We start from the raw sequence: 17,597 nt of genomic DNA, 5'->3' as shown, positions 1-17,597 counted from the left end.
GGAAGTCACGATACCGCCGTCACACTCGCTCGGTGTCGCGCTGGAACCGCCAGGCCGCACCGCCGACGAAGATCGCCAGCCAGACCGCGACGTTGAGGAGCCACGTCCACTGCATCGCATCGCCGGTGAGCGGTGCGTGCACCAGCTGACTCAGCCCGTACGTGGGCATGAACTGCGCGATCGACGCCCACACCGAACCGTCCTGCAGCGGCATGAACAGCCCGCCCGCGAAGCCGAGCACGGCGAGCCCGGGGCCCAGGATCTGCATCACGTTCTCGCTCGGCAGCAGGTATCCCATGAACAGGCCGAACGCGGCGAACACTGCGGACCCGAGCCAAGTGATCAGGGCCGTCGTGAACCACAGGGACGTGTCCATCTGGACGGACGTGAACGCGCCCACGAGGTAGACGACGCCGACGGCCCCGAGCCCGAGCATCATCGCGACGAGCACCTTGACGAAGATGTAGACCCCGGGGGACAAGGGGGTGAGCCGCAACTGCCGGCTCCACCCGGACGCCCGTTCCACCGACACCATCGCGCCGCCGCTCGTCGTCGCGATCATCGCGCCGTACAGCGCCATGCTGATCATCACGTACGCCGAGACGTTCCCGTTGCCTGCGCTCTCACCCGAGTAGCTCGGGTTCAGGCCGAAGATGAGGAAGAAGACGACCGGCATGACGAGAGTGATGATCATCGTGCGCCGATTGCGCAGGAGCCGGCGCAGTTCGAGGCCGAGGAGGGTGGTGTTGAGTCCGCCGAGCGGGGGAACGCGGCGGGGTGCGGCGAGGGTGGTCATCAGTTCGATCCTTCCGTCCCGGAGTCGTCGGAGGTGAGTGCGATGAACGCATCTTCGAGTCCTCGGGAGACGATTTCGAGGTCGCAGGCAGGCGTCTGCGTGAGGAGATGACGGGCCACGGCGTCGGTGTCCGTCGAGTGGACGAGGACGCTGTCACCGCGAACCTCGATGCTGTCGGCGGCGGGAATCGCGAACAGCTGTTCCCTGTCGGCGCTCGGGTAGTGAGCGCGCACCGTGCGTCCCGCGGCCAGTGCCTTCACCTCGGCGGCGGTGCCGTCGGCGACCACTTTCCCCTTGCGCACCAGCACGATCCGGTCGGCGTAGGCGTCGGCCTCCTCGAGGTAGTGCGTCGCGAAGACGACCGTCCGGCCGCTGTCCGCGTCGGCGCGGATCGCCGACCAGAAGTCCCGCCTGCCCTCGACGTCCATGCCCGTGGTCGGCTCGTCGAGGATCAGCAGCTCGGGATCGGAGAGCAGTGCCATCGCGAACCGCAGTCGCTGCTGCTGGCCGCCGGAACACCTGCCCACCAACCGGTTTCCGAGATCGGCGATGCCGGCCCGGGTGAGGACCTCGTCGACCGGCCGCGTGTCGGCGAACAGGCTTGCGGTGAGCCGGACGGTCTCCTCGACCGTCAGTTCCTTCAGCAGCCCGCCCGTCTGCATGACCGCCGAGACCAGGCCCTTCGCGATGGCGGTGCGCGGATCGGTGCCGAAGACGGACACCTCACCGGTGGTGGGGCGAGACAGTCCGAGGACCATGTCGACGGTGGTGGTCTTGCCGGCGCCGTTGGGGCCGAGGAACGCGACGATCTCGCCGGGCCGGACCTCGAGGTCCAGGCCTCGGACGGCGTGAACGTCACCGAAGTACTTGTGGACGCCTCGCAGGCTGACTGCCGGAGCCGACGACGCGGAGGCCGCTGTGGAGGTGCGGAGCTCTGTCGATGTCATGCATTCAGCGTGCGATCCGGACGGCCGCCGACCCCCACACGTCCGTCACGACCTCACCGTGACAAATGTCAGGGGCCCGGGGTAGGTGTGGCGCCGATCGGGGGCAGCCGTTACTGTGGGCGCCATGCAGCGCGCATATTTCTGGTTTAGCAGGCCGGCCCCGGGTGGGCCGGTCAGCGTAACCACGCGCTGACTTCTTCCACCCCAGAGCCGGATTACAGACCGGCTCGCGGGAATCTCCACAGTCTTCGAGGGCCGGCCTGAGAACAGGAACCCGAACCCATGACTGTCACTCTCGACACCACTACCAGCAGTGATCGGCTGGACGACCAGCGCACAGTGAGCATCAGCCCGCTGGTCGCGCCGTCCGTCGTGCGCCGCGAACACGCCCCCGACGACGTCGCGTCCGCGACCGTGCGCTCCGGTCGCGCCGACACGGTGAACGTGCTGAACGGCGACGACGATCGACTGCTCGTCGTGGTGGGCCCGTGCTCGGTGCACGATCCCGGCGCCGCCATGGACTACGCCCGCCGGCTCGCCGGGAAGGCCGAGGAACTGCGCGACGACCTGCACATCGTGATGCGGGTCTACTTCGAGAAGCCGCGCACCACGCTCGGCTGGAAGGGCCTGCTCAACGACCCGCACCTGGACGGCACGTTCGACATCGACACCGGGATCCGCATGGGCCGCAAGCTGCTGCTCGACGTGTCCTCGCTCGGCCTCCCGGTCGGCTGTGAGTTCCTCGACCCGATCATGCCGCAGTACATCGCGGACCTCGTCACGTACGGCGCGATCGGTGCCCGCACCGCCGCCAGCCAGGTGCACCGCCAGCTGTGCAGCGCGCTGTCGATGCCCGTAGGAATCAAGAACTCGACGGAGGGCGACGTGCAGGTGGCGGTCGACGGCACTCGCGCCGCCGCGGCGAGCCACGTGTTCCCCGGCACCGACCTCGACGGGCAGGCCGCGCTGATCCGCACGGTTGGCAACCCCGACTGCCACGTCATCCTCCGCGGGGGCAGCGACGGACCGAACTACGACGCGGAGACGGTGGCGGACACGCTCGCCCGGCTGCGCAAGGGCGGTCTGCCGGAGCGGGTCGTCATCGATGCCAGCCACGGCAACAGCAGCAAGAACCACGAGAAGCAGGTCGACGTGCTGAACGACATCGCGGCCCGGCTCGAGGACGGCGAAAAGGGGATCGTCGGCGTGATGGTGGAGAGCTTCATCGAAGCCGGTCGTCAGGACCTCACACTCGGAAAAGCCGAGGACCTCACGTACGGCCAGTCCATCACCGATGCCTGCATCGACTGGACCACGACGGCGGCGCAGCTGGACCGTCTCGCCCAGGCGGTCGCCGCACGTCGGAAGTGATCACCGCACGCCTCTCGTGCGGAACTGCACGCTGATCCGCGGTCCGAGCGGGCGGGTGCTCTTCGGTACGCAATGCTCCCAGGTGCGCTGGCAGGAACCACCCATCACCAGCAGGTCACCGTGGCCGAGCGAGTACCGGATCGAGTGCCCGCCGCCGCGCGGACGCAGCAGCAGCGGACGCGCAGCGCCGAGCGAGAGGATGGCGACCATGGTGTCTTCGGTGCGGCTCCGGCCGGTGTCGTCCCCGTGCCAGGCGACGCTGTCGGAACCGTCGCGGTAGAAGCAGAGTCCCGAAGTCGCGAACTTCTCGCCCAGTTCGGTCAGGTAATGCCTGCTCAGGGCGTCGCGTGCCGTAACCAGCAGCGGGTCCGGGAGCGGCTCACCTTCCGAGTAGAACCGGACGAGGCGTGGGACGTCGACCACCCGGTCGTACATCTGGCGCCGCTCCGCCTTCCACGGCACCGTCTCCGCGAGCGTCGTGAACAGCTCGTCGGAACCGGTCAGCCACCCCGGTCGCACGTCGACCCACGCTCCCGCCGTGAGCGTGCGACGCTGCACCGTCGACCCGAGCGCGCCCAGTTCGACACCGAACGACGCGTCGTCGAACAGTGAAGCCTGGAGCGCATACCGCGCATCCGCGGAAGTCATGCCGCCATGCTACCCGATGTTCGAACGTATGTTCCCATAATGTCCGCTCGGGACAATCGCGGCAGCCAGACGCACCCTTTCTTGGTTCGCGCGCGGCGTTTCGGGCCCTAGAGGGAGTGCGGCTACCGAGAAGTGGTGCGTCCGTGCGGGAAGGCGGATGACGGCGGCAATTACCGCGGTACCGCCGGCTCGCGGTCGTCGCCGGTATCGATGGCCGCCTTCTGCCTGCTCGGCCACCAGAAGACGCGGCGTTCGAGTGCAGACAGGCTCGGTACCAGCATCGGGGCCATCGCGAAGGCGGCGATGGCGACACCGATCGCCACACCGAAGCCGAGTTCGGCGAGGTTGGCCAGTCCGGTGAGGGTCAGGGACGCGAAGGTCAGCGCCAGGATCAGACCGGCTGCGGCCACGGTGGGGGCGTCGTTGGAGACGGCGATCCGCGCAGCCTCACGGGGGGTGTACCCGTTGCGGAATTCCTCCCGCAGTCGCGAGGCCAGCAGGATGTTGTAGTCGGTGCCGATCGCGACGACGAACAGATAGAGCACGATCGGAATCGAGAAGTCGATCCCGTCGTAGCCGAGACCGTGCAGGAACAGGAGCACCACGGCGCCGAGGGTGGCGACGAACGTGAGGGCCACGCATACCAGCAGGTTGAGCGGGGCGAGGACGGCGAGCAGCAGCAGGGCGAGAATCAGCGCGATCGCGACCGCGGCGACCGGGAACACGAGGCGCGTATCCGCCGCGAGTTGCGAGCGGACGTCGACGAACGTGGACGTCTGACCTCCCACAACGACTTCCGAACCGGGGACCGCACCGTGGGCGGCATCGCGGATCGGGCCCTCGACGAGGTCGAGGGACGCGTTCGAGTAGGGGTCGTCGGCGAGCACGACGTTGACGAGCGCGGCGCGACCGTCCTGACTCGGACGCGGCGGGGCAACGGAGGACACTCCCGGCACCTGCGTCAGAGCGGTGACGAGCGGGGTCAGCGACGCGGGATCGAGTGGTCCGGGAGCCACGACGTACACCTGGGTCGGGCTCAGCGCACCCGCGGGAAAGGATTTGTCGAGGGTGTCGAATGCCTGCTGTGACGGCGTGTCGGAGGGCAGTTCGCCCAGCGTGTTGTACGTCGACTTGTAGCCGGACGCGAAGGAGGCGAGCGCGATCAACCCGACGCCGATCACGGCGGCGAACACGGCTGGGCGGCGCCCGATCGCGGTGCCGATCGAGGCGAATGGTGTGTGGGGGCTGTCGTGCCCCGGTCCGAGCGGCCAGAACAGGTGGCGGCCCAGAACGGTGAACACGGCGGGGATGAGCGTCAACGCCGTCACCAGCATGACGGCCACGGCGACGATCAGTCCGGGCGCGAGCGTGGTGAGCGAGCCGAGTTTTGCCAGCAGCAGTGCGGCGAACGCGACGATGACCGTGAGCGCCGACGACGCGACGACGCGCCCGACGACGTCGGTGGAGAACACGAGGGCTTCTCGATGCGTGTCGGCGGTGGACCCTGCCGCGGCCTGCTGCCGGAGACGTTCGCGATAGCGGAACAACAGGAAGACGATGTAGTCGGTGCCGACACCGAAGAGGACGACCACGAGTATGGATTGCAGCGACGTGCTGACCTGGAAGTCGAACAGGTCGGCGAGCACGGCGGTGAGTCCGGTGACCACCGACAGCACCACGCCGATCACGAGAACCGGCAGGACGGCGATGGCGGGGCTGCGGAAGATCAGGCCGAGCAGGGCGAGGATGACGATCACCGTGGCGATCGTGATGATCTTGTCGGCGTTGTCGTATGCGGCGGTGGTGTCGACCTGAATGGCCGCGTTACCGGTCAGCCCGCTCACCAGTCCGGTGCCGTTCAGTTGCTGCTCGGCGTCGCTCCGGATGACCGGCACGGCGTCGTTGACCTGGTCGTCGCCGGGTTGTCCGTCGAATACCACTTGCAGCGCGGCGGCCTTCCCGTCGGCGGACAGCGACGCAGGCGACCCCTGCACGCTCACAACTCCCGGGATCGCCGAATTCTGCAGTGAGGTGGCGAGATTCAGTGCCGTCTGCTGGTCGGCGGGTGACAGCGGGGCGGCGTCGGCGCGGACCACCACCAGGCTGCCGGTGGCGCCGGACAGGCTGGGGAAGTATTCGTTGCCGACGGCCTGTGCCTCGGAGGACTCGAAAGAACTGGGCAGGAACGTCTGCTGGTTACCGGTGGTGTAGTCGTCGAGACTCGGTGCGAACAGAACGACGGCTATTGCCGCGACGACCCAGGTCGCGATGACCTGCCACGGGTGTGCGACGACGGTGCGCGCGATGTAGGCAAACATCATTCCCCGTTCCGGGAGATGAAGGTTCCGCCGGCGCCCGGCCGGGCGGTCGAACCGTGCCAAGCCATCGTCGCATGCAGGGTGCCGCGAAGGCTACGGGTTTCGCGGCATCGACAGACCGCGGCCCCGCTCCGACGTCAGGGAGCGGGGCCGCGGTACGTCATGGTGCTCGTTACCGCAAGGGGGTGAAATCCCGGCTGCCGAGGTAGTCGGGGCGCGGGGCGGGCGCCGAGAACGGATTCGTCAGGGTGTTCTCGACGCTGTTGAACACGATGAAGAGGTTGGACCGCGCGAACGGCGTGATGTTGCCGTTCGAACCGTGTATGCAGTTGGAATCGAACACGGTGGCGGAGCCGGCCGGTCCGGTCATCATGTCGATGCCGTACTCGTTCGCCATCCGGGTGAGCGTCGGCTGATCGGGCGACCCGGTGGGCGGAACATAGCTGACCAGCGATTCCTTGTAGTAGTCCTCGGGGGTCTCGCCGGCGCACGAGACGAACGCGCGGTGAGATCCGGGCATGATCATCAGCCCGCCGTTGTGCCCGTAGTTCTCGGTGAGCGCGATCGAGATACTCGCGGCGCGGGGCGTGGGCATGCCGTCCTCGGCGTGCCAGGTCTCGAAGTCGGAGTGCCAGTAGAACGGGCCGCCGGTGAAACCGGGCTTGAAATTGAGTCGCGACTGATGGACGTAGACGTCCGAACCGAGGATCTGCCGCGCGATACCCACCACCTCGGGGCGTCGGATGATCTGGTCGACGACGTCGCTGAGCCGGTGGACGTCGAACACGGAACGGACGGCGCCGTCGCCGTTCTCCCGCACGACGCGGCCGTCGCCGCGCAGCGTGTCGGTCTCGGCGAGGCGGGTCATCTCGTCGGCAAGGTCGAACACGTCGCGTGGCGGGATGATCGCGTCGGCGGAGTGATATCCGCGTTTGTCGTAGTCGGCAATCTGATTCGCGGTGAGTGGACCGGACCGGGTATCACCCCGTTTCTGGTCCGACCAGGTGACCGGGTCCTGACGGACGGTCATCGTGCACTCGTTGCGGTCTCTCGTGGGGTAGTTGTCGGCTACGGCCGTACGCATAACTCGTGTTTCACCCTTTCGGATTGGACAACGCTTTACTCTTCCGACGTTCCCACTGGTCGTCGACGAATGCAACCCGGACACAGGTCCACCGAGGCTGGACTGGACCGCGACGGCGGGTCGCCGCGGTGGGATCGTCACGGACATGATCGATTCGGCGGCGGTACTCGGAGTGGCGGCGATCGCCCTCGGCATGGTTCTCACACCGGGACCCAACATGATGTACCTGGTCTCGCGCAGCATCACTCAGGGAAGGGCGGCGGGACTGGTCTCGCTGGCCGGTGTCGCTCTCGGATTCCTGTGCTATCTGGCCGCTGCGTCACTGGGTATTTCGGCGGTGTTCTCCGCCGTCCCGCAGGCGTACACCGCGCTGAAGCTGGCGGGCGCGTGCTATCTGGGCTGGCTGGCGTGGCAGGCATTGCGGCCCGGCGGGCAGACGCCGTTCGCGCCTGCCCGGGCGCTGCCCCGGGATTCGTCCGCCCGGCTGTTCCTGATGGGACTCACGACCAACCTGCTCAACCCGAAGATCGCGGTGATGTACCTGGCGCTGATCCCGCAGTTCGTCCACTCCGGCGCCGGGCCCGTCTGGTTGCAGAGCCTGCTGCTGGGCAGCGTCCAGATCGTGGTCGCGCTCACCGTGAACGCGCTGATCGTCTGCGTCGCAGGAACTGTCGCGACGTTCCTGTCCGGCCGCCCGGTGTGGCTGCGTGCGCAGAAGTTCGTGATGGGAAGCGTCCTCGGCGGCCTCGCCGTTCACCTTGCCCTCGACCGGACGCGGCCCGCGATCGTCTGAATCACAGCGGTCCGAGTGGCCTGAACCATGCACACAGGAGCATGTTTCACGGGTACCGTCGGAAGCGACGACGACGAAGGGGCGAGAGATGGCCGGGACCATGCGGGCGGAGCGATTCCATGCCGGCACGAAGACCATTGCGGTGGAGGATGTTCCGATACCCGAACCCGGACCTGGTGAAGTGCTCGTCGAAGTGGAGTTCTGCGGCATCTGCCATTCCGACCTGAGTCTGATCGACGGCACGTTCCCCGCACTGCTGCCCGAGGTGACCCAGGGGCACGAGGCGTCGGGCACCATCGCGAAACTCGGTGCCGGAGTGACCGGCTGGTCCGAGGGCGACCGCGTCGTTCCGTCCGCGGGCAGGCCCTGCTTCGCGTGCCGCAACTGCCGCCGCGGGGATCTCACGAACTGCCTGAACATCCAGCTGATGGCATTCGCCTACGACGGCGCGTGGGCCGAGTACACGGTGGCCCAGGCCGGGGGACTGACCCGCATCCCGGACAACGTTCCGTTCGAGCAGGCAGCCATCCTCGCCGACGCGGTGTCGACGCCGTTCGGTGCGGTCGTGCGCACCGGCAAGGTGGTGGTCGGGGAGACCGTCGGGGTGTGGGGCGTGGGCGGAGTCGGCACCCACATCGTGCAGCTGGCCCGTCTGGTCGGCGCCGTCCCGGTGATCGCGTTCGACATCAATCCTGCTGTGCGGGAACGCGCCCTGGAACTCGGTGCGGATTACGCGTTCGACTCCCGGGACGAGAACCTGAAGGAGAAGGTCGCCGAGGCGACGGGCGGACGGATGCTGGACGTCGCGTTCGACGCGGCCGGACTGAAGGTGACGTTCGAGCAGGCACTCGACTGCCTGACGGTCGGTGGCCGACTCGTCGCGGTCGGGCTGAGCGCGCAAGAGGCGTCGGTGGGCACCACCGCACAGTTCGGTCTGTCGCAGAAGCAGGTGCTCGGGCATCTCGGCTACAAGAACGTCGACATCGAAACCCTCGCCGAACTGGTGTCGCGTGGCCGCCTCGACCTGTCGCGGTCGATCAGCGAGATCATCCCGCTCGAGGACGTCGCGAAGGGTATCGAGAAGCTCGCGAACCACGAGGGAGATCCCATCCGGATCCTCGTCAAACCCTGACACCGGTGTCCCGGGATCGGCTCGCCGGGACCTGTCGGTGCCCCGCTGTACCGTCGGGCCATGGGATATGAATTTCAAGTCACGGTGGACTCGGAGAACCCGCATACCCTGGCCAAATGGTGGGCGCAGACACTCGGCTGGGAGGTGGAGCCGAGCAACGAGGAGTTCATCCGCGGGCTCGTCCAGGCCGGCCATGCGCAGGAGTCCGACACCATGGAGTTCGAGGGTGTCCTGGTCTGGCGGGAGGGCCAGGCCATCCGCGATCCGGAACACCCGGAGCGCCCGCGCGTGCTGTTCCAGTTGGTTCCCGAACGGAAGACGGTGAAGAACCGGCTCCATCTGGACATCAGGGTCGGGGACGCCCGCTACGAGGTGGCCGAGAAGCTGGAGCAGTCCGGCGCCACCGTGCTCCACCGAGGCCGCCAGGGACCGAGCGAATGGGTCACGATGGCAGACCCCGAGGGCAACGAGTTCTGCGTCAGCTGACGCACTGTCACGCTCCGCGGTAGGAGCTCGGGGTGCTGCCGGTCCAGCGTTTGAAGGCGCGACGGAACGCGCTGGGCTCGGAGAAGCCGAGCCGCGCCGACAGGTCCTCGACGGTCTCGCCGCGCCGGAGCCCGGCGACGGCGGCGTCGCGGAGCACTTCCTCCCGCAGCTGATTCAGCGACGTCCCCTCCTGCCGGAGCAGGCGGCGCAGGTGGGGGACGCTGATCGACAGCATCTCCGCGATGTCCTCGGCCGTCGACGTACGTCCTTTCATGCCGTGCTCGAGGACCCGGCGCACCTGTGACGACGCCGTGCTGTCGTAGTCACGCTCCGACATCAGCAGCGTCGGTGACTCCCGGAGATAGTCCTCGAGCGTCTCCTCGGTCTGGATGATGGGCGCCCGCATCACGGAGTTGTCGAATTCGATTGCGGGAATATCGGAATCGAATGTCACGGGGACACCGAAGATGTGATCGTAGTTCTCGGCGAGCTGCGGCAGCGGCGCCGGATACGGCAGTTCCACCGCCAGCAACCGGACTCTCTTGCCCACGAGCCACGCTGCGAAACGATGAAGCAGGATCAGCAGGAAGTCCGTGACGACCCGCGTCACCTCGACGGATACCTGCACTTTCTCGGTGGACCGTTCGGCCGCGGCCGAACGGATGTCGATGGTCATCCGGGTTCCGCCGTTGACACCGGGACCGATGTGCAGGGCGGGCAGTGACGGCAGGGCGCGCAGGATGTCGGCCATCCGCTCGAGGGCGGCGGACAGATCCGCGGTGTGGATCAGGGCGAGGCAGACGAGCCGAAACGTGCCGCGAGGGACCGGGGCCGGCCCGAGTCCGAACAATTCGTCGCCCGTGATCTGCCAGACCGTCTGGGTGAACGCGGTGACCTGGGTCGGCGTCAACCGGGCCAGCGGATCCGCGAGCGACGCCGTCGTGATTCCCGCCGCCGACAGCGCGGGGGAGAGGTCGACCCCACTGCGCGACGACAGTTCGAGCGCCCGCCGCACGAAGTCGGCGGGAATGGTGCGGGCAGTCACGATCCGGGCTCCGCGAGGGTCCGGAGCCGCCGCGCAGCCTCCTCGAGCACGTGATCCTGTTTGCAGAACGCGAACCGCACCAGCGGGTTCCACGGCTGCGGATGGTCGGTGAACACGCTGACCGGCACCGCGGCCACGCCGATGCGCTCCGGGAGCCTGCGGCAGAAGTCGATGCCGTCGCGTTCGCCGATCGCGGTGATGTCGGCGCACAGGTAGTACGTGCCGCCGCCCGAATGGACCTCCAGACCGGACGCGACGAGCGCGTCGTACAGCACGTCCCGCTTGGCCTGGAGACTGTCCCGCAGTTCCTTCACCCACTGCTGCTCGTGGCTCAGCGCATGCGCCACCGCGGGCTGGAACGGTCCGCCGCCGACGAAGGACATGTATTGCTTCGCGGTCCGGACGGCGTCGATCAGTTCCGCCGGACCACACGCCCACCCGATCTTCCACCCGGTGACGTTGAACGTCTTGGCGGCGCTCGACACCGAGACGGTCCGTTCGTACATTCCCGGCAGAGTGGCCAGGGCGGTGTGCGTCCGGCCGTCGAAGACCAGATGCTCGTACACCTCGTCGCTGAGAACCAGCAGGTCGTGCTCGCAGGCCAGCTCCGCGACGGCGGCGATCTCCTCCGGGGTGAAGACGGTGCCGGTCGGATTGTGCGGGGTGTTGATCACCAGCATCCGGGTCTTCGGTGTGATCGCGGCCCGCAGAGCGTCGAGGTCGACGACGAAGTCCTGGCCGGAGCGGGCGAGCGGCACGCTGCGTCGCACCGCCCCCGCCAGCGCGACCGACGCCGCGTAGGAGTCGTAGTACGGCTCGATCAGCACCACTTCCTCACCCGGTTCGACCAGCCCCAGAATGGCGGCGCTGATGGCCTCGGTAGCGCCGACGGTGACCAGGACCTCCGAGTCGGGGTCGTGGTCGAGCCCGTACCGGGCCAGCCGGTCGGCCGCGACAGCATGTCGGAGCACCGGCATGCCGGGGCCGGGTGGGTACTGGTTGAGCCCGTCCGCGATGGCTCGGCGCGCGGTGTCGAGCATGGACGCGGGACCGTCGGTGTCGGGGAAACCCTGACCGAGGTTGATGGCGTCGTGGCTCACGGCGAGCGCCGTCATCTCGGCAAAGATGGTGGACGCGAACGGCTGCAAGCGCTGGACGGTGCGGTTGCGCGGCGTTGCGGGCATTACTGCAGCGTAGTCGGTGTGACGGCGAGGGTTGCACACGGCCGCGTCACGTTCTGCAGGGCTGTCTCGTCTTCTCTGTAGACGGCGCGCGACGGGCGCCCGGTGACGATGGAGGACGCAATGCCCCGCATTCCCGCAGTGGCCCCGGCGGACGCGAGCCCGCTGGTGAAGGTCGCCTACAAATATGCTGCCCACAAGTTCGACGAGGTGCCCGAGCCGTTCACCGTGCTCGCCCATCACCGCAAGCTGTTCGTCGCCTCGGCCCGGCACGAGATGGCGGTGCAGAAGGCGTCGACCGTGCTTCCCGCGAATGTGCGGGAGATCGCCGTCTACCGCGTGGCGTGGACGATCGGCTGCTCGTGGTGCGTGGACTTCGGCACGATGCTGCAACGCCTCGACGGCCTCGACGTGGAGCGGCTCGCGCACATCGCCGATTACGCCGACTCGCCCGCCTACAGCGAGGACGAGCGCGCGGCCATCGCATACGCCGACGCGATGACGGCGACGCCCACCACGGTCACCGACGAACAGGTGGCAGACCTCGAGCGCCGGTTCGGCCGGGCCGGTGTCGTCGAACTGTCCTATCAGATCGGCATCGAGAACATGCGCGCCCGGATGTACTCGGCGCTGGGCATCACCGAGCAGGGTTTCGGCACCGATTCGTGCCGGGTGCCGTGGGCCGACGACGCCGCGGTCACGAAGGAAGGTCCGGCAGTCTGATCCCGCCGAACTTCTCCGGATTGGCGATGTCGTACGCCGCGTAGACGAGTCCGTCCCGGACGGTGAACCCACCCACTCGCGGCGGCGAGCTGCGGTGGGCGTCGTCGCCGGTGAGTCCGGTGCTGAAGAAGCCCAGCTGGCCGTTGACCAGGACCGGCTGCATGACGGTGAACACCTCCGGCCCGTACCGCTTTATGAGGCCGAGGAAGAAGCGGGCGAACTTGTCCGCGCCGTGGATGACGTTGACGGCGGTGCTCGTGGTGCCGTTGGCGTCGCCGATGACGAGGGCGTCCGGGTGCAGCGCCGCGATCACCGCGTCGAGGTCGCCGGCGGCGAGTGCCTCGAGCAGTCGCTGTACGGCGAGCGCATGCTCCTCGTCGGGAACGGCGGGTGTGGTTGCGGCAGCGGCCTTGCGGGCCCGCGACGCGAGCTGACGCGCCGCGGGCGTCTCGATTCCGAGAATCCCGGCCACCTCGTCGAACGGCACCCCGAAACCGTCGTGCAGCACGAACGCGACCCGTTGCGCAGGGGTGAGCGTGTCGAGCACGATCAGCGCGGCGAGGCGGTTGTCCTCGTCCCGGACGACCGCTTCCAGCGGGTCCGGCTCGGCCGACGGCGACAGTGCGGTGACGACGGGCTCCGGAAGCCATTGGCCGACATACTGTTCCCTCCGCACCGCCGCCGACCGCAACCGGTCGAGGCAGATCCGCCCGACGACCGTGGTCAGCCAGGGCCCGAGGTCGCGGATGGTCGCGGCGTTCGCGTCGTCGAGTCGAAGCCACGACTCCTGCACGGCGTCCTCCGCGTCGCTGACGCTTCCCGTCAGCCGATACGCGACGGAGAGCAGATGCGGCCGGTGGGACTCGAATTCGTCTACCAGCGTCGCAGTGGGCATGCCGATATCCTACGTGCGGTCCAGACATAAAATCCGCGGTGCGCGTAACCGTTGACCCTGGTGGCGGGTCCGGACGTATGGTGTGGCGACCACACCACGTCCAGGGAGTCTGCCATGTTCCAGTGTTTCGGCTGTCGTAGCTGACCTGGCTTTTTCGCACCCCTTTTCTTCTGCACGTCCTGCTCACCTGCCCTGCGACTGCCGGGCGGGTTCGGGAGTGCGCTCGCACGACCCGCCGCTTCGTCGTGTGCGGGCATCACACACTAGGAAGACCTTCGATGATTCGTCCACGTTTCGCGCGGACTCTGGCCGCCGCGGCCGCCCTTCTCACGTTCACCAGCCTTGCTGTCGCGTGCTCCAGTTCGGAGACGACCACGACGGCCGACGGGAAGACGGTACTTCGCTACGAGGGGAGCACGGGCCAGGTCTCGTTCTCGGAACTCGCGGCCGACCTGGGCTACTACCAGAAGGTCGAACTGAACTGGATCGGCGACACCACCAGTGGCCCGCAGAGCATTCAGAACGCGGCCACGGGCCAGACCGACTTCGGTGGGGCGTTCAACGGTGCGGTGCTGAAGCTGGCGGCGGCCGACTCGCCGATCACGTCCGTCATCGGCTACTACGGCTCCGACAAGGAGACGTTCAACGGGTACTACGTGCTCGACGGAAGCCCGATCACGTCGGCACGTGACCTGATCGGCAAGAAGGTCGGCATGAACACGCTCGGCGCACACCACGAGTTCCTCGTGCGTGAGTGGCTGGCGCGGGAAGGCCTGACCCCGGACGAGATCAAGCAGGTTGAGCTGACCGTCGTGCCGCCGGTGAACACCGAACAGGCGCTGCGGCAGGGGCAGATCGACGTCGGCACGCTCGGAAGCGTGTTCCGCGACAAGGCGGTCGAACGCGGCGGCATCCGCCCGCTCTTCACCGACGAGTCCATCTTCGGTTCCTTCACCTACGGTTCGCTGATCTTCCGCGACGACTTCATCGCGAAGAACAAGGATGCCGTCGCAGACTTCGTGCAGGGCACGGCTCGCGCCATCCGCTGGACCCAGACCACGCCCCGCGCCGACGTGATCGCGAAGTTCAAGGACATCATCACCAAGCGCGGCCGCAACGAGACGACCGATCTCGTCGACTACTGGAAGACGCCGGGTGTCGCCGGCCCCGGCGGCGTGATCACCGACAAGGAGATCCAGACCTGGATCGACTGGCTCGTGCGCAACGGGGAACTCGAGGACGGCAAGCTCACGCCGGCCGATGTCTACACCAACGAATACAACCCGTATGCCAACGGCACGTACCCCGCCGACAGCGGCCCCGACGGACAAGCGCTGGCCGCCAAGTGAACTCCACCCCAGGTCCCCACGAGAAGAAAGTGATGTCGATGTCCCACTCCCGGTTCCGACGCGGCGCCGTGCGCGCACTCGCGGCGACCGCAGCACTGTTCACGTTGGCCTCGGGAGTGGCGGGGTGTGCCGGCTCGTCGGATACCGCCACCACCGAGGACGGGAAGACGGTCCTGCGCTACCAGGGGTGGGCCGGTGACGTGGGATTCCACGAACTCGCCGAGGACCTGGGGTATTACGACAAGATCAAGCTCGAATGGGTCGGCGACACCACCAGCGGCCCGCAGGACATCCAGTCGGCGGCCACCGGTGACATCGAGTTCGGCTCGGCATTCAACGGAGCCGTCGTCAAGCTCAATGCTGCCGGAGCACCGATCACGTCGGTGCTGAGTTCCTACGGTGCGGATGCCGGCGAGTACACGGGATACTTCGTGCTGGACGGCAGCCCCATCCGCTCGGCGCGCGACCTGATCGGCAAGAAGGTCGGGATGAACACGCTCGGCGCGCACCACGAGTTCCTGGTCCGGGAGTGGCTCGCCGAGCAGGGGCTGACCCAGGACGAGATCAAGCAGGTGGAGCTGACCGTGGTTCCGCCGGTCAACAACGAAACGGCTCTCCGCGAAGGCCAGATCGACGTGGCCGCCATCAACGGCATCTTCCGCGAAACAGCCCAGGAGCGCGGAGGTATCCGGCCACTGTTCACCGACCGGGACCTGTTCGGCGCGTTCAGCTACGGCACCTACGTGGTGCATGACGACTTCCTGGCTAAGAACAAGGACGCCGTCGCGGACTTCGTGCAGGGCACGGCCAGGGCCATCCGATGGACCCAGGTGACACCGCGCGAGGAGGTCGTCGCACGGTTCAAAACCATCATCGACAAGCGTGGTCGCAACGAGAGCGACGAGGCGATCGACTACTGGCGCAGCTCCGGAATTCCCGTCGCCGGGGCCGTGATCCAGGAAAAGGAGCTGCAGACCTGGATCGACTGGCTCGTCCGCAACGGTGAGCTCGACGAGGGAAAGTTGACCGCAACCGACCTCTACACCAACGAATTCAACCCGTACGCCAACGGCACGTTCCAGCCCGAGAGCGGGCCCGACGGAGAAGTACTGGAAGGACAGAAATGAGCACCACCGCCTCGAACCCCGATCGGGTTCAGACGCCCAAGCTCCGCCTCGAACACGTCACCAAACAGTTCGACGTGCGAGGGTCCAAGGACAAGTTCACCGCGATCGAGGACATCGACATCGATCTCGCGGACGGTGAATTCCTCGTCCTCGTCGGGCCGAGTGGTTGCGGGAAGTCCACGCTGCTCGACCTGCTCGGCGGACTCAGCACCCCCACGTCGGGCCGGATCCTGCTCGACGGCAAGCCGGTGACCGGGCCCGGTCTCGACCGCGGAATCGTCTTCCAGCAGTACGCACTCCTGCCGTGGCGGACGGCCCGGCACAACATCGAGTTCGGGCTCGAGGCCAAGGGACTGCCCAAGAAGGAACGGCGCGAACTCTCCGAGCACTACCTCGAGCTCGTCGGCCTGACGGGCTTCGGTGACCGGTACCCGCACGAGTTGTCGGGCGGCATGAAGCAGCGCGTCGCGATCGCCCGCAGCCTCGCGTTCGATCCCGAGGTCCTGCTGATGGACGAGCCGTTCGCGGCGCTCGACGCGCAGACCCGTGAGTCCCTGCAGGACGAACTGCTGCGCATCTGGAAGGCCACCGGCAAGACCATCCTGTTCATCACGCACGGCATCGACGAGGCCATCTACCTCGGGCAGCGGGTCGCCGTCCTGACGTCACGGCCCGGCCGGGTGAAGACGTTCGTGGACATCGACATCGACCGCAGCGGCGAGGACGTCCGGTCCAACGAGCAGTTCCGGCACTACCGCCACCGCATCTGGACGCTGCTGCACGGCGAAGTGGAGCGTGCACAGGTAATCGAGAAGGAGGAAGCACATGTCTAGCGCACTCGCGTCACCGGAAGCTCCCGTCGCAATCGATCCACCCGGGACCTCGGCTCCGTCGCCCGCTTCCACCCCGCCGGAGCCGGGTGCCCTCCAGCGGGCCGGCGCGGTGCTGCGTCCGATCGCCTGGCGGATCCTCAAACCGTCCGTCGCGATCGTCGCCTTCCTGGCACTGTGGGAGATCGCTCCCCGGGTCGGTCTCGTCGACGAGGTGTTCCTGCCCCCGTTCAGCACGGTGGTCGAGGCGTTCTTCGATCTGGTCAAGAGCGGTGAGCTGTGGCAGCACGTGTCCGCCAGCCTCTCCCGCGCCCTGATCGGCTTCTTCGTGGCGGTCGTGATCGCGATTCCGCTGGGTATCGCGATCGCCTGGTACCGCCCGGTGTCGGATTTCCTGAACCCGATCCTGGAGCTGTTCCGCAACACGGCGGCGCTGGCGTTGCTCCCCGTGTTCATCCTGATCCTCGGCATCGGTGAGGAGTCCAAGATCGCCCTGGTGATCTACGCGTGCACCTTCCCGATCCTGCTGAACACGATCTCCGGTGTGCGCACCGTCGACCCGTTGCTGATCAAGTCGGCGTCCTCTCTGGGACTGTCACCCGTGCGCCTGTTCCAGAAGGTCGTGCTGCCCGCCGCCGTTCCCACCATCTTCACCGGCATCCGCATGGCGGCGGCGTCGTCGATCCTCGTGCTGATCGCCGCCGAGATGGTCGGAGCGAAGGCCGGGCTCGGCTACCTGATCACCGCGTCCCAGTTCAACTTCCAGATCCCCAACATGTATGCGGGCATCGTCGCCATCTCGGTTCTCGGGCTGTCGCTCAACGCCGTCCTCGTACTGATCGAACGCAGGCTGTCCCGCTGGCGGGTCTAGT

17 protein-coding genes are annotated in these 17,597 nt (G+C 67.4%); 9 read left to right on the top strand and 8 right to left on the bottom strand.

Annotated features, from left to right (window positions below; translation table 11 throughout):
• Positions 1–19: 19 nt before the first annotated feature.
• Both ACFVJ3_RS35420 and ACFVJ3_RS35415 read right to left on the bottom strand, forming a co-directional pair.
• A complete protein-coding gene (locus ACFVJ3_RS35420) occupies positions 20–796 on the bottom strand; it encodes an ABC transporter permease (RefSeq protein WP_378456502.1) in 777 nt (258 codons plus the stop codon).
• Positions 796–1,743 carry an ABC transporter ATP-binding protein gene (locus ACFVJ3_RS35415; RefSeq protein ID WP_378456501.1) on the bottom strand — a complete coding sequence of 316 codons (948 nt, stop codon included), beginning with the start codon at positions 1,741–1,743 and terminating at the stop codon, positions 796–798. The genes ACFVJ3_RS35420 and ACFVJ3_RS35415 overlap by 1 nt, the downstream gene beginning before the upstream one ends.
• A gap of 282 nt (positions 1,744–2,025) precedes the next feature.
• Between ACFVJ3_RS35415 and ACFVJ3_RS35410 the strand changes: the two genes are divergently transcribed.
• Positions 2,026–3,114 carry a 3-deoxy-7-phosphoheptulonate synthase gene (locus ACFVJ3_RS35410; RefSeq protein ID WP_378456500.1) on the top strand — a complete coding sequence of 363 codons (1,089 nt, stop codon included), beginning with the start codon at positions 2,026–2,028 and terminating at the stop codon, positions 3,112–3,114.
• Here ACFVJ3_RS35410 and ACFVJ3_RS35405 read toward each other — a convergent pair whose 3' ends face one another.
• The 3 genes from ACFVJ3_RS35405 to thpD form a co-directional block, all read right to left on the bottom strand.
• Positions 3,115–3,762, bottom strand: coding sequence for an alpha-ketoglutarate-dependent dioxygenase AlkB (locus tag ACFVJ3_RS35405; protein WP_378456499.1), 648 nt, complete (start codon positions 3,760–3,762; stop codon positions 3,115–3,117). It lies immediately after the preceding gene.
• Between the two features lie 170 nt (positions 3,763–3,932).
• Positions 3,933–6,083 (bottom strand): MMPL family transporter, encoded by a 2,151-nt coding sequence (locus tag ACFVJ3_RS35400; protein ID WP_378456498.1) that lies wholly within the window; start codon positions 6,081–6,083, stop codon positions 3,933–3,935.
• Positions 6,084–6,252: 169 nt separating this feature from the next.
• Positions 6,253–7,164 (bottom strand): ectoine hydroxylase, encoded by a 912-nt coding sequence (thpD, locus tag ACFVJ3_RS35395; RefSeq protein ID WP_378456497.1) that lies wholly within the window; start codon positions 7,162–7,164, stop codon positions 6,253–6,255.
• Between the two features lie 145 nt (positions 7,165–7,309).
• On the opposite strand from thpD, the gene ACFVJ3_RS35390 reads away from it, so the two are divergent.
• The 3 genes from ACFVJ3_RS35390 to ACFVJ3_RS35380 all read left to right on the top strand — a co-directional run bounded on the left by ACFVJ3_RS35390 (position 7,310) and on the right by ACFVJ3_RS35380 (position 9,575).
• Positions 7,310–7,957 carry a LysE family translocator gene (locus ACFVJ3_RS35390; protein WP_378456496.1) on the top strand — a complete coding sequence of 216 codons (648 nt, stop codon included), beginning with the start codon at positions 7,310–7,312 and terminating at the stop codon, positions 7,955–7,957.
• A gap of 88 nt (positions 7,958–8,045) precedes the next feature.
• Positions 8,046–9,089, top strand: coding sequence for a zinc-binding dehydrogenase (locus ACFVJ3_RS35385; RefSeq protein WP_378456495.1), 1,044 nt, complete (start codon positions 8,046–8,048; stop codon positions 9,087–9,089).
• Between the two features lie 60 nt (positions 9,090–9,149).
• Positions 9,150–9,575, top strand: coding sequence for a VOC family protein (locus ACFVJ3_RS35380; RefSeq protein ID WP_005255234.1), 426 nt, complete (start codon positions 9,150–9,152; stop codon positions 9,573–9,575).
• Between the two features lie 7 nt (positions 9,576–9,582).
• On the opposite strand, the gene ACFVJ3_RS35375 is transcribed toward ACFVJ3_RS35380, so the two are convergent.
• Both ACFVJ3_RS35375 and ACFVJ3_RS35370 read right to left on the bottom strand, forming a co-directional pair.
• Complete coding sequence (locus ACFVJ3_RS35375) at positions 9,583–10,620, bottom strand: AraC family transcriptional regulator (protein WP_378456494.1); 1,038 nt, start codon at positions 10,618–10,620, stop codon at positions 9,583–9,585.
• Positions 10,617–11,804 carry a pyridoxal phosphate-dependent aminotransferase gene (locus ACFVJ3_RS35370; protein ID WP_378456493.1) on the bottom strand — a complete coding sequence of 396 codons (1,188 nt, stop codon included), beginning with the start codon at positions 11,802–11,804 and terminating at the stop codon, positions 10,617–10,619. Before ACFVJ3_RS35370 ends, ACFVJ3_RS35375 begins: the two co-directional genes overlap by 4 nt.
• A 120-nt stretch (positions 11,805–11,924) precedes the next feature.
• On the opposite strand from ACFVJ3_RS35370, the gene ACFVJ3_RS35365 reads away from it, so the two are divergent.
• Positions 11,925–12,524, top strand: a complete 600-nt coding sequence (locus ACFVJ3_RS35365) for a carboxymuconolactone decarboxylase family protein (RefSeq protein ID WP_378456492.1) — start codon at positions 11,925–11,927, stop codon at positions 12,522–12,524.
• Here the strand turns inward: ACFVJ3_RS35365 and ACFVJ3_RS35360 are convergent.
• The gene (locus tag ACFVJ3_RS35360) at positions 12,499–13,419 is read right to left on the bottom strand and encodes a sigma-70 family RNA polymerase sigma factor (protein WP_378456491.1); all 921 of its coding nucleotides are present in this window, start codon (positions 13,417–13,419) and stop codon (positions 12,499–12,501) included. The two genes, ACFVJ3_RS35365 and ACFVJ3_RS35360, sit on opposite strands and share 26 nt — an antisense overlap.
• 278 nt (positions 13,420–13,697) lie before the next feature.
• Here ACFVJ3_RS35360 and ACFVJ3_RS35355 point away from each other — a divergent pair, with 278 nt between their 5' ends.
• The 4 genes from ACFVJ3_RS35355 to ACFVJ3_RS35340 are packed head-to-tail and all read left to right on the top strand — an operon-like array spanning position 13,698 to position 17,596.
• On the top strand, positions 13,698–14,768 hold the full coding sequence (locus ACFVJ3_RS35355; RefSeq protein ID WP_378456490.1) for an ABC transporter substrate-binding protein: 1,071 nt from the start codon (positions 13,698–13,700) through the stop codon (positions 14,766–14,768).
• Positions 14,769–14,806: 38 nt separating this feature from the next.
• Positions 14,807–15,895 (top strand): ABC transporter substrate-binding protein, encoded by a 1,089-nt coding sequence (locus tag ACFVJ3_RS35350; RefSeq protein WP_378456489.1) that lies wholly within the window; start codon positions 14,807–14,809, stop codon positions 15,893–15,895.
• Entirely contained in the window at positions 15,892–16,728 is an 837-nt protein-coding gene (locus ACFVJ3_RS35345; RefSeq protein WP_378456488.1) for an ABC transporter ATP-binding protein, read from the top strand. Before ACFVJ3_RS35350 ends, ACFVJ3_RS35345 begins: the two co-directional genes overlap by 4 nt.
• A complete protein-coding gene (locus ACFVJ3_RS35340) occupies positions 16,721–17,596 on the top strand; it encodes an ABC transporter permease (RefSeq protein ID WP_378456487.1) in 876 nt (291 codons plus the stop codon). The genes ACFVJ3_RS35345 and ACFVJ3_RS35340 overlap by 8 nt, the downstream gene beginning before the upstream one ends.
• Position 17,597 lies beyond the last annotated feature (1 nt).

The organism is Rhodococcus sp. NPDC127593, from assembly GCF_042671975.1.
Classification (GTDB): Bacteria; Actinomycetota; Actinomycetes; order Mycobacteriales; family Mycobacteriaceae; genus Rhodococcus_F.
Note: the sequence above shows the minus strand (reverse complement) of the source record. Positions and strands in the feature narration are given on the sequence as shown.